At 40.6% G+C, this 13,215-nt stretch carries 8 protein-coding genes; 4 read left to right on the plus strand and 4 right to left on the minus strand.

Annotated features, from left to right (window positions below; translation table 11 throughout):
- The 4 genes from LA313_RS02920 to LA313_RS02935 form a co-directional block, all read right to left on the minus strand.
- Window positions 1–2,307 carry a glycoside hydrolase family 65 protein gene (locus tag LA313_RS02920; protein ID WP_228913116.1) on the minus strand — a complete coding sequence of 769 codons (2,307 nt, stop codon included), beginning with the start codon at window positions 2,305–2,307 and terminating at the stop codon, window positions 1–3.
- Between the two features lie 4 nt (window positions 2,308–2,311).
- Window positions 2,312–2,971 (minus strand): beta-phosphoglucomutase, encoded by a 660-nt coding sequence (pgmB, locus tag LA313_RS02925; protein ID WP_228913117.1) that lies wholly within the window; start codon window positions 2,969–2,971, stop codon window positions 2,312–2,314.
- Window positions 2,964–4,478, minus strand: a complete 1,515-nt coding sequence (locus LA313_RS02930; protein WP_228913118.1) for an MFS transporter — start codon at window positions 4,476–4,478, stop codon at window positions 2,964–2,966. The genes pgmB and LA313_RS02930 overlap by 8 nt, the downstream gene beginning before the upstream one ends.
- Before the next feature lie 107 nt (window positions 4,479–4,585).
- On the minus strand, window positions 4,586–5,623 hold the full coding sequence (locus LA313_RS02935) for a LacI family DNA-binding transcriptional regulator (RefSeq protein ID WP_228913119.1): 1,038 nt from the start codon (window positions 5,621–5,623) through the stop codon (window positions 4,586–4,588).
- Between the two features lie 215 nt (window positions 5,624–5,838).
- On the opposite strand from LA313_RS02935, the gene LA313_RS02940 reads away from it, so the two are divergent.
- The 4 genes from LA313_RS02940 (at window position 5,839) to LA313_RS02955 (ending at window position 13,042) form a co-directional block, all read left to right on the plus strand.
- Window positions 5,839–8,763 (plus strand): SusC/RagA family TonB-linked outer membrane protein, encoded by a 2,925-nt coding sequence (locus LA313_RS02940; RefSeq protein ID WP_228913120.1) that lies wholly within the window; start codon window positions 5,839–5,841, stop codon window positions 8,761–8,763.
- 19 nt (window positions 8,764–8,782) lie between these two features.
- Window positions 8,783–10,375 (plus strand): RagB/SusD family nutrient uptake outer membrane protein, encoded by a 1,593-nt coding sequence (locus LA313_RS02945; protein WP_228913121.1) that lies wholly within the window; start codon window positions 8,783–8,785, stop codon window positions 10,373–10,375.
- 21 nt (window positions 10,376–10,396) lie between these two features.
- Entirely contained in the window at window positions 10,397–11,536 is a 1,140-nt protein-coding gene (locus tag LA313_RS02950) for a SusF/SusE family outer membrane protein (RefSeq protein WP_228913122.1), read from the plus strand.
- Window positions 11,537–11,605: 69 nt separating this feature from the next.
- Window positions 11,606–13,042 carry an alpha-amylase gene (locus LA313_RS02955; protein ID WP_228913123.1) on the plus strand — a complete coding sequence of 479 codons (1,437 nt, stop codon included), beginning with the start codon at window positions 11,606–11,608 and terminating at the stop codon, window positions 13,040–13,042.
- The last annotated feature ends 173 nt before the right edge of the window (window positions 13,043–13,215 follow it).

Raw genomic sequence — 13,215 nt, forward strand, 5'->3', positions numbered from 1 at the left:
TTAAACAGTTACCGGCACACTTGGCTCTACCTTAACAGGATTTCCTTTTACAAGGATTTCCAGGGTTTCATTGCCTTCCAGGGTGAAACTGGTTTTTTGCGGCGCCACATTTATTTTTAGAATCTGGTTCCTGAAATTGAGCTTGAAGGAGTAGCTTTCCCATCCATCGGGTATTCTTGGATTGAAAGATAGCTTTCCATCTACCACGCGCATCCCGCCAAATCCTTCTACAATGCTCATCCAGGTTCCTGCCATACTGGTAATATGACATCCTTCTTTCACCTCGTTATTGTAATCATCGAGATCCAGTCTTGATGTTCTCAGGTAAAATTTGTAAGCCTGCTCCATTCGGCCCAAAGCCGCTGCCTGTATGCTGTGAACGCATGGAGAAAGCGAAGATTCATGCACAGTCAATGGTTCATAGAAATCGAAATGTTTTTCCAGGTCTTCTTTCGAGAAATGATCTTCAAAGAAATAGAATCCCTGCAACACATCTGCCTGTTTGATATAACACGAACGCAAAATACGGTCCCAGCTCCACTTCTGATTGATGGGACGTTGGGAAGCAGATAATTCGGAAACCGGAATGATCTCCTTATCCAGGAAACTATCCTGCTGCATGAACACCTTATATTCTTCGGAATAAGGAAAATACATCTTTTCAGAAATTTCTTTCCACCCTCCAATTTCAGTATCACTCAGTCCTGTCTTATCCAGTATCCGCTTATGATCTGAAGTATATTCTTTTTCCACTTTTTCCAAAGAGGCCATACAATAATCTATACACCATTTAGCAATATAATTGGTATACCAGTTATTGTTCACATTGTTCTCATACTCATTTGGGCCGGTTACTCCCAGGATAACGAACTTATCCTTCTTTGTGCTGTAGTTAGCTCGCTGTTGCCAAAAACGTGCAATAGCGATCATTACTTCCAGCCCTTTTTCAGGGATATAACTAAAGTCGCCGGTATAGTCAACGTATCTTTTAATAGCAACAACCATTGCCCCGTTGCGGTGGATTTCTTCAAAAGTGATCTCCCATTCATTATGGCTCTCCTCGCCATTCATAGTTACCATTGGGTACAGGGCTGCTCCATTGGAAAAACCAAGTTTTTTGGCATTTTCAATCGCCTTATCCAGGTGGTTATATCTATAGGTAAGAAGGTTCCTTGCCACATGTTGATCTTTGGTAGCCATATAAAAAGGAATACAGTAGGCTTCAGTATCCCAATAGGTACTACCGCCATATTTTTCTCCTGTAAAGCCTTTTGGACCTATATTTAAACGAGCATCTTCCCCAAGGTAAGTCTGGTTTAGCTGAAAAATATTAAACCTGATCCCCTGCTGTGCTTTAACATCACCTTCAATGGAAATATCGGCCATTTCCCACACAGATGCCCAGGCTTCTTTTTGCTCCTGAAGAAGTTTTTCAAATCCGGCTGAAACTGAGGTGTCAAGAACAGTACTGGCCGCATTTAAAAGATCCGGGCGCTTGTGATTCATGTCTGTAACATAACCCCCAAACTTATGAAGAGCCACTTTTTCTCCTTTTTTGACATCTGTGGAGTACCTGAAGATAATTTTCTCATCAAAATTAACTTCTGTAGGCTCAACACTTTGACCTCTTCCATTTTTAAACAGTCTTGACTGCATAAAAGAGGTTGCATGAAACTCTGTTTTAAGGGTTTTAGCTGTAATGAAGCCTCGTTCCCCATCTGTCTTCACTTCCAGGGTTTCCCAGAATTTCTCTTCCCAGTTGGCATCTTCATTAGTAATTCCACTATCCAGATAAGGCTCAAAAATGACAGTTGCATCTCCATTTTTCACTTCAACTTCATAGTTGATCACACCCAGCTCATTTCTTTTTAAGGAAAGAAACCTTGTTACCTTCACTGCAACCACCAGTTCATTTGGCATAACAGCAGTAAAACTGCGTTCATACCAGCCTTCTTTCATATTGAGTTCTCTTCTAAAATCCTTGATTTCCTTACAGGTAGCCAGGTCCAGAGCTTCTCCATTAATGAATACATTGATCCCAATCCAGTTTGGGGCATTAAGGACTTTTGCAAAATATTCCGGATAACCATTCTTCCACCAGCCCACTTTTGTTTTATCGGGGTAGTAAACTCCCGCTATATAGCTTCCCTGGAAAGTATCACCGGAATAATACTCTTCAAAATTTGCCCGTTGTCCCATCGCTCCATTTCCGAGGCTAAAAAGGCTTTCGGAAGCTTCTACTCTCTCTGCATCAAATCCTTCTTCCAGAATTGACCAGTTATTCGGTTTTATATAATCCTGATTCATTTGTTTATTTTCTAACGATTTTCTCTATAAATTCTATGTCTACTTCTGTGAAATCTGAGAAGTTATGATCTGCTTCTTTCAAGATCTCTTTATCTCCTATTCCTATGCTTATCATTCCCGCCAAATTTGCAGCTTCAACCCCAGCTACAGAATCTTCCATAACTATGCAGTCTTCCGGAGCCATTCCAAGCGTTTCAGCAGCAATTAAAAAGACCTCAGGATTGGGTTTAGCCTTGGTCACATCATTACCATCGACTATACCCTCGAACCTGTGCTCAATTTTGAGCCCTTTTAAAATAGGTCTTGCATTTTTGCTGGCAGAACCCAGGGCAAAAGGAATATTTTTTTCTGTTAAATAATCGAGTACTTTTTTCACTCCGGGGAGAAGGTCTCCCTCATCCATATGGGCAATTTTTGCCAGATAATCTTCATTTTTGGAGCTCATGAGCTGCTCAAATTCTTCTTCGGTCACTGTTTTATTCCCCCAGCCCAGTATTTGCTGCAGGGAATGCACCCGGCTCACCCCTTTTAATTGTTCATTTTGTTCCAGTGTAATATCAAATCCAAGGTCGTTGGCCATTTTTCTCCACGCCAGATAATGAAATTTGGCTGTGTCGACTATTACTCCATCCAGGTCGAATATTATTCCTTTTGTATTATTCATGTATATCTAATCTCTTATTTGTGCGCACTCTCAACGTCAATAGCCCTGCCAGAATCATGGAAAAGCCTCCTACTATAAGTGCATATACCGGTTGATTTGAAAAAAATTCCTTTACTATATAACCTAAAATTGTTGCGGCTACTATTTGCGGGATCACGATGAAGAAATTGAAGACTCCCATGTAATATCCCATTTTTGCCGATGGCAAAGAACCTGACAACATTGCATAAGGCAGTGAAAGAATACTTGCCCATGCGACTCCCACTCCCACCATGGATAACAGAAGTCCTGCTTTACTTGATAGAAAGAAGATGGAAATAAGACTAATTCCCCCAATAGTGAGGGCAAGAAGGTGAGTAAATTTATTGCTGGTACGTTTGGCCAATACAGGCAAAAGAAAAGCCACTGCAGCAGCAACACCGTTGTAAACTGTAAACATGACCGGCACCCAATCGGCTGCATCGTTATATATTTCCGAAGTAGGGTCTGATGCTCCAAAGACATGTCCTGTTACGGCAGCAGTTGTATATATCCAGAGGGAAAAAAGTGCGAACCAGGAAAAGAACTGCACCCATGCCAGCTGCTTCATTGTGTCGGGCATGTTGAGCATGTCGGTAACGATCACAGTAAATCCATTCCTTATTTTTTGCTTTCTAAGCATTGATGTGATCATAAAGAGAGCACCTATCACAATTAACCCCACAAACAGGATATACAACTCCTTGGTGAGGTCATTCATGAATATGTACCAACTTACTGCAACCCCGAGAACAAACATTCCCAGTCCATAATACAACTGCTTTTTAATATTTGATTGTCGTTGTTCGGCAGTTTCCTCTACAGGGGCAATTTTTTTATCGGCCATTTCAAAGGCTGCCAATTCTTCTGGGGAATATTCCTTTGATTTCACTACTGTCCATATAACAGCAAAAAGGAAAACAATACCCCCTACATAGAACGACCACTTAACGGAATCTGGAATTACGCCTTCGGGAGCAGTATTACTTATTCCCATCCAGCTGGAGAAAACGTAAGGCAAAAGAGATCCTACTACAGCTCCAATTCCAATAAAGAAGCTCTGCATAGCAAAGCCAAGGGTTCTTTGTTTAGCAGGTAAATTATCGCCAACAAATGCGCGGAAGGGTTCCATAGAAATATTTATGGAAGCATCCATTATCCATAAGGTACCGGCTGCGATCCACAGAGTGGGCGAATCGGGCATTATGAATAAAGCAATTGAAGAAAGAATGGCTCCCGCCAGGAAATATGGCCTACGACGTCCCAGTCTTGTCCAGGTACGGTCACTAAAATATCCTATAATTGGCTGTACCACCAGCCCGGTAACAGGCGCAGCGATCCACAGAATAGGAATTTGATCCACATCTGCTCCAAGGGTTTCAAAAATTCGGGAAGTATTGGCGTTTTGCAGAGCAAAACCAAACTGTATGCCTAGAAATCCGAAACTCATATTCCAGATCTCCCAAAAACTCAAAGTGCGTTTTTGCATTATCGTATTTTTTGATTACGATAAGCTTTTAAGACTTATCAAAACTTTTAAAGGGAAAGTAGAAATATAAGTTTTGATAAAAATCCTGTCAAAGATAGGAAATAAATTTACACTGTAGCTTTTTTTCTCTTCTGCGTAGATTCCCGCTCCACCAAACTTGTTTTCACGATAGCTGTCTGGTACTCCTCATCTGTAACTGTCTTTTCGATTCGGTCTATGAGTAATTCGGCAGCCTTAGCTCCCATATCGGCCCCGTGCTGGTTCACGGTACTTAAGCTGGGAATGAACCTTCGGGAAAGTTCCCCGTCAGAAAAACTAAAAACAAGCACATCTTCGGGTACAGATAAACTTTTGTTCAACAAAGCTTTTACTGCACTTGTAGCAAACTGTTCATTCACTGCAAAAACCCCGTCGATCTTCCTTGCTCCAAGGAATTGAGAGATAGCTTCATGGCTGTTGTCTACATCTTCTATTTTTAGGATAAGATCTTCATCTAATTCAATATCATTACCTCTTAAGGCTCTTAAATATCCTTCTGTTCTCAATTTTCCTACACTAATATAGTCTACAGTGGTAATAATTGCTATCCTGCGGCAGCCATTATCAATAAGATGTTGTACTGCATCCCGGGCACCGTCGCTATCATCGATAATAACCTTGTCACATATGATTTCATTAACCACCCTGTCCACCATAACTACAGGCATCCCCTGACTTATCACCTCCTGCAGGTGATGGTAATCCCCTTTTTGCTGAGTTTCCTTGGCTATAGAAAGGATGAATCCATCGGTGCTTCCATTAGCCAGCATTTCCAAGTTCATTACCTCCCTGTCAAAGGAATTGTTTGATAAACAAATGAGAACGTTATATCCCCGTTTATTTGCTACTTCCTCCACCCCTGTAATAACAGTAGCAAAAAAGTCATGAACGATCTCGGGAAGTACCAAACCTATTGTTCTTGTTCTCCTGTTCTTAAGACTTAAAGCAATATTATTGGGTTTGTAATTATACAGCTTGGCAAAGGCCTGAATTTTTTGCCTGGTTTCATCACTTATTTCAGGACTGTCGCGTAAGGCTTTTGAAACTGTGGAGACAGACACATCTAATTCCCTTGCAATTTGTTTTAAAGTTAGTTTTGGTTTCATTATTAAAGGATCAAAATTCAAGACGGATTAAAAATGGTAAATCTATTATAAATTACTGTTAAATAAAGATTATGATAAAGTTTTCAACACGAAAACGTTTTCGGGGCCCTCCCTGCTTTATTTAATACTCCTTTATCTTTTTAGAATGCCTACTTTTATTCCGGGAAAGTAGAAATATAAGGTTAAAATAAGTAAAACCTAACAAAGCAAATTTTATGAGAACATTTATTAAAAGCACATTGCTCATGTTATTGATGCCAATGAGCTTTTTTGCTCAATCTACTGTTAGCGGTATAATTACCGAAAGGGATACCGGGATGCCTATTCCAGGTGCTAACATAGTAATTAGAGGTACTACGACAGGTACCACTACAAATTTCGATGGGGAATACACCCTGGAAGGAGTTAATCTTGATGATGTGATTGTCATATCATATGTTGGATTTGCTCCCCAGGAAATTCCCTATACGGGCCAGGAAACTATTAATGTACAACTAGCCCCCGATACAGCCATTCTTGAAGAAGTAGTTCTAATTGGATATGGCTCCACCAGAAGGCAGGATGCTACCGGTGCCGTTCAACAAATTTCCACCGAAGATTTTAACCAGGGTTCTATTGTTTCACCTGAACAATTGATCCAGGGAAAATCTGCCGGGGTGCGCATTACATCCAGTAGTGGAGCACCGGGTGGTGGAACTGAGATAAGGATTCGTGGTGGTTCCTCTCTTTCTGCCAACAACTCTCCACTTATTGTTGTTGACGGAATTCCCTTAGATCAAAGGGGTGTACAGGGAGTGAGAAATCAGTTGAATGCCATTAACCCTAATGAGATCCAGGATTTCGTTGTACTTAAAGATGCTTCGGCAACTGCGATCTACGGTTCAAGGGCTTCTAACGGGGTGATCCTTATTACTACTAAAAAAGGTAAAAAGAATTCAGATCTAAAATTTGAGTACGATATCAAAGCTTCTGTAGGAGAGATCATAGAGACGGTTGATGTCCTTGACGCCGACCAGTTTAGAAATCTTATTGAAACCACTCCTGGTACCGATGTAAGCCTTCTGGGAGATGCGAATACAGATTGGCAGGATGAGATCTATCAGACTTCAGTAGGGGCTATCCACAACTTTACTGTGTCCCAGGGTCTGGATAATTTCTATTACAGACTTAATTATAACCACACCTCTCAAACCGGGGTTTTAAAGACAGATCTTTATCAAAGGAATGCTTTAAACACAGCCTTTAACTATGATCTTCTGGACAATGACCTAAAACTTACTTTAACTGCTAAAGGAAGTATTGACCGCAATGACTTTGCAGACGAAGGAGCAATTGGTGCCGCTGTAAATTTCGATCCTACTAAGCCGGTATATGATGAAAACAGCCGCTATGGTGGTTATTACGAATGGACCAATGCTAATGGTGTTGCACTGCAACAAGCAACCCGTAATCCACTCGCTCTTTTAGAGCAATATAACGACGAAGGAGAAACTAAACGTTTAATCACCAATTTCAACATAGATTACAGAATTCCATTTGTAGAGGATCTTCGTTTTAACTTAAACGCAGGAATTGATTATTCAGAAAATGACGGATTTAACCTTCGCCCTACCTCATCTGCAGTTGTTCTTCAAAGCATAGCAGATGAAGAAATTTACTGGGGAATGAACCGTAACCAGCTATTGGATTTCTATTTCAACTATAAACCCTATATCGAATCGATAAGCACTGCTGTTGATCTTACTGCAGGACATTCTTATCAGGAGTTTTTCATCTCAAGTCAGCAGAGGTATACCGATGCTGCAGTAGAAGGAGGTTGGGTTTTGAATCCAATCACTATAGATAGAAACGCTCTTGAATCTTATTTTGCAAGAGCAAGTTTTGATATCGACGACAAATTCCTTGTTTCAGGTAGTTACAGGATAGATGGTTCTTCCAGGTTTAGTGAAGACAACCGCTGGAGCTCCTTCCCTGCTGTTTCTGTAGGTTGGAAGATCAATAATGAAGATTTCCTTAAGGACTCCGGGTTTTTGACTGAACTTAAGTTAAGAGCTGGATATGGAGTAACAGGTAACCAGGAGATTGGAAGCAACTATGGATACATTGGGATCTATACTCCCAGTGAAAGAGGAGCCAGCTACCAGTTTGGAAACCGCTTTTATCAAACTCTTCGTCCTGAAGAATATGACAAGGATCTTCAATGGGAAGAATTACAGACTTACAACGTAGGTATTGATTTCGGATTTTTTAGTGATCGCTTAACAGGTAGCGTAGATGCCTATCACAGAACAACCGAGAACCTTCTTGCTGAAGTACCGGTTCCTGCCGGAGCTAACCTTTCGGACAGGTTGATAACAAACGTGGGAGAAACAGTAAGTAAAGGTCTTGAAATTGGATTGAACAGTGATGTGCTTCGCACAGATAAGATGACCTGGAGCCTTAATTATAATATCACCTTCCAGGATCTTGAAATCACCAAATTATCATTGGGAGAAGATCCAAACTTCTTTATTCCTCAGGGAGAAATTAGTGGAGGAGTTGGTAATATGATCCAGATCTGGAAAAAAGATATTGATCCAACCACTTTCTTTGTTTACCGCCAGGTATATGATCCAAACGGCAATCCAATTGAAGGGGCGTATGTGGATGTTAACGGAGATAATACCATTACAGAAATTGACCGTCAACCATACAAAAAAGGTTCACCAGACTTCTTTATGGGCTTAAGCAGTAACTTCAACTATAAGGATTTCGACTTCAGCTTTACCTGGAGAGGAAGCTTTGGAGGATACATGTACAACAACATGCAGTCTGCGACAGGATTTAGAGGAGCAGGAACTGTTACTCCGCAGCCCTATTATTCAAACTTCAACGCAAACGTTCTTGCAACAGATTTTGATGAAAGTCAGTTCTTCTCAGATTATTACGTGCAGAGCGCAGATTTCGTAAAACTGGATAATGTTTCTATTGGATATTTAATTGCCGGAGAAAAAGTCGATTTTAGGGCTTCATTAACCGCCAGCAATGTTTTGACCATTACAGACTACGACGGTCTTGACCCTGAGATTTCGGGAGGAATTGATAACAATTTCTACCCAAGACCCCGAACTTATACTGTAGGTCTTAATCTAACATTTTAGAGAATAAAAAACTATGAACATGAATAACAAAATAAAATCATTCTTTCTCATTTTCCTCGGCCTTACAATTCTTGGGTCATGTGAGAGCGAATTAGATCTACAACCAGAAGATAACCGGCAGGTGCCCGGCCAATTGCTTCAGGATCCGGCTGCTTACAAGCAGTTCTTAGCTAAATTGTATGCAGGACTTGCAGTGAGTGGCCAGGAAGGCCCTGCCGGGAAACCAGACCTTTTAGGTTTAGATGAAGGTTTCTCGCAGTACCTGCGCCTTTACTGGATGTTACAGGAATTACCTACAGATGAAGCCATAATAGGCTGGAACGATGGAACCATCGCCGACCTTCACGGACAAAACTGGACTTCAGGAAACGAATTTATTCGTACAATGTATTCCAGGCTTTTGTATCAAATCGCACAGGCCAACGAATACATACGCCAGTCCAGTGATGAGAGTTTAAGTGCAAATGGAATTCCCGAAGATCAAATTTCTGAAATTCAGAAATTCCGCGCAGAGGCAAGGTTCTTAAGAGCTTTAAGCTACTATCACGCCATGGACCTTTATGGAAATCCTCCTTTCATTACCGAAGAAAGTCCTGTTGGAGCTTTCCTTCCTGAGCAGATTCAAAGAGCAGAACTTTTCAATTACATTGAGAGCGAACTTTTGGATATTGAAGATAAGATTGTAGCTGCAGGACAAAACGAATATGGACGTGCAGATCAAGCTGCTGTTTGGACCCTGTTAGCAAAGCTTTATTTAAATGCTGAAGTGTACACCGGTACTGCAAGATATTCAGATGTTCTAACTTATACTCAAAAGGTAATTGACGCAGGTTATGTGCTGGTTGATGACTACCAGAAACTTTTCCTTGCAGACAACGATGTAAACGGGGCTCAAAATGAGATCATTTTCCCTATTAGGTTTGACGGGATCAACACCAACTCTTATGGAGGTTTAACCTTTGTTATCCATGCCTCAATTGGTGGTGATATGGATCCAGCTGAATTTGGAGTGAATTCGGGATGGGCAGGATTAAGAACAACTCCCGAATTTGTAGGTCTTTTCCCTGATGGAGCAGATTCTCCAGATGAAAGGGAAATGTTCTACACCGAGGGACAAAATCTTGAAGTCACCACTATTAGTGCCTTTACAGATGGTTACGCTGTAGGTAAATTCAAGAATGTAGATGTCGATGGGAACCAGGGAAGTGATGCCACAGGGGAACACGTAGATACAGATTTCCCTCTCTTTAGATTAGGAGATGTCTACCTAATGTATGCCGAAGCTGCTTTTAGAACCAATACTAACATGACACAGGCATTGGCTTACGTTAATGAGCTAAGAGAAAGAGCTTATGGAGAAGGTAACGGGCTTGTTACTGCAAGTGAAATAACCAATAATTTCCTTATTAATGAAAGAGGAAGGGAATTATATTGGGAAGCACACCGAAGAACAGACCTAATACGTTTTAACAGGTTCACAGAAAATGGAGTATGGGCATGGAAAGGTGATGTTCCCCAGGGAACAACCACTGCTGCTTTTAGAAACATCTATCCTATTCCAGCTTCAGACTTAGGAGTAAATACCAACTTAACACAAAATCCAGGATACTAATCTTATTATAAAATGAAAACAATGAAAAAATTATCAATATTACTATTAGCCTTTGTTGCTTTAATTGGCTTTAATGCCTGTACAAGTGATGATGATGTAGTATTCATCGCTAATCCTGATGCAGAAGGTATTCAATTTACAAATACTTTTTCCTCTACCTATGACCTTACCGTGATAGAGCCCGAAGATGTTATAGAACGTTTTGTTTGGAATGAAATAGATGTAGATGTTCCAACAAATCTCACTTACGAACTACAAGCGTCCCTAAGTGAGGACTTTGAATCTATGGCAGTTTTGGGAAGGACTCCTAAGAATAATCTGGACGTAACGGCTCAGCAATTAATTAAAATTGTAAATGATGAAGAGGAAGAAAAAGAAATAGAAATTAATAAAGATGAACCTATTACTTTTTATTTTAAGGTAGTGGCATCTCCTGGTACAGCTCAAGATATGGCCCATACCTCAGATGTAGTTTCCTTTTCTGCTTTACTTCCTTCTGAAGCTGCTTTGACTAATTTTTATTTAGTTGGTGATGCTACTGCTGCTGGTTGGAATCCTGACAATAATAATACGCCCTTATTCAGAGATGCAGAGAATGAAAATATTTTCTACTTCACAGGAAGATTTGCCGGTGGCGACGGTGTAGAAGGTTTTAAACTTTTAGAAACTTTAGGACAATGGCAGCCACAATGGGGGCTTGACAATGGCGAATTAAGCAGCAGTGAAATTCTAGGAGGAGACCCATCGGCATTCCCTGTTGATGCAGATGCTTATTACAGCCTGACCATTAACATTGATGAGATGACCTATTCATTCGAGACTTATGATGCAAGTACCCAGGCTACTTACAATATGATTGGGCTTGTGGGAGCAGGAACTACTGTAGGCTGGCCAAATGATGATAATCCAGCACCAGATGTCCTCTTGACAAAATCTGACTTTGACCCTCACTTATGGTATGCCAAAGACGTTGAACTTTTAGAAGATGGAATAAAATTCAGAGCCAACCAGGACTGGGGTGTCAACTGGGGTGGAGGTGAAAACTTCCCTAGTGGACAGGCTACTGGTGACGATATTATTGTTACTAAAGCCGGGATTTATAATGTATGGTTTAACGACCTTACAGGGCGCTATATTTTTAATCCGCAGGTTGAGGAATAAATCCTATTTAATTTTTCAAAAAGGCTGCTTAACGGCAGCCTTTTTTATATCCTTCTTAAAATTTTAACTATGAAAAAATCTAAATTTTTATATCCTTTCCTATTTTCCATTTTTATGCTGGGGGCATGTTCCACAGATGATGATAATGTGGAAACAGATCCGGGCAATGGAACGGTAGATCCGTCACCTGTCGGGGCACAGCCAATGAACCTCGAAGATTATGACAATGGTACAGGCGTCATGATGCAGGCCTTCTATTGGGATGTGGAGCCAAGGCACGCCTGGTGGGATCTTATTTCAGAAAAAGTAGACGATTGGGCAGAAGCAGGAGTCAATAGGATCTGGCTACCACCGGCTTCCAAAGGTCAGTCAGGTGGTTATTCAATGGGCTACGATCCATCCGATTATTTTGATCTTGGAGAATATGACCAACATGGGACTGTGGAAACCCGTTTTGGTTCAAGGGCAGAACTTGATGCGCTTATTGCAGCTGCACACTCCAATGGTTTAGAAGTGATTGCCGATATTGTTCTCAACCACAACTCAGGTGGAGGTTTAGAGTACAACCCATATCGCGAATACGATACCTACACTCTTTTTAACGAAGAGCATGGAAATGCTTCAGGACTTTTCAACCGTGATTACGAAAACTTTTATCCCAACAGTACAAGTCCTTATGACCCTGGAAGCCTGTTTTATGAAGAGACGAATCTTGATCATAATCAGGAATACGTTCAAAACTGGTTGTGGGATGCAGATTATTCTGTAGCTAACTACTACAAGAATGAAGTAGGTTTTGATGGCTGGAGGTTTGATTATGTTCTGGGATTTGAGCCCTGGGTAGTAAAAGCATGGCTTGATGAAGTGGGAGGATTTGCTGTCGCAGAACTATGGGATGGAAATGCCTCTACTCTTATAAATTATATTGAGGAAACCGGCAGCGGAGTTTTCGATTTTGCTACTTTCTATAAGCTGGAAGAAGCATTTGATCGCAACGAAGACCTCACTTATTTAACCAAAAAAATGGTGTGGCAAACCTATCCAGATAAAGCAGTTACTTTTACAGCAAATCACGATACAGAAAAGGATTCAAACGAGAATAATTTCATAGCCATGGAAAATAAAATACAGGCTTATGCTTTTATTCTTACACATCCCGGGTACCCCACAATATTTTATTCAGATTATGAGAATGAGAATTTTAAAAAGGAAATTCAACAATTAATTCTTATTAATAACACCCTCGCTACAGGAGATTATGAAGTGCTATACGCTGACAAAGATGAATATGTAATGAAAAGAAAGGGGGAAGGAGATAATCCCGGACTTATTCTATATCTGTCCAGAAACGGAACAAAAACCAGAACCGTTGATACAGATTGGAATTCTGCTCAATTAATGGATTATACCTATAATACCGACTATACCGTGAACACTAACAGTGATGGTATAGCAACTTTGGAGTCCTCAGCCAAAGGATATGCTGTTTATTCAATCATGCAGTAAAAAAATTGTAGTAAATATTTAAGGCCGGTCATTTGACCGGCCTTAAATATTTGAGAAAATTTACACAGAAATAAATAATCCCGGAGGAGCGACATATTATCATCTGCCCCACCCCGACCTTTAGCCACCCCTCTGAAGGAGGAGACACCTTCGAAAAAATCCCGAAAAATCAT

It is taken from the genome of Salinimicrobium sediminilitoris, assembly GCF_020866905.1.
Taxonomy (GTDB): Bacteria; Bacteroidota; Bacteroidia; order Flavobacteriales; family Flavobacteriaceae; genus Salinimicrobium; species Salinimicrobium sediminilitoris.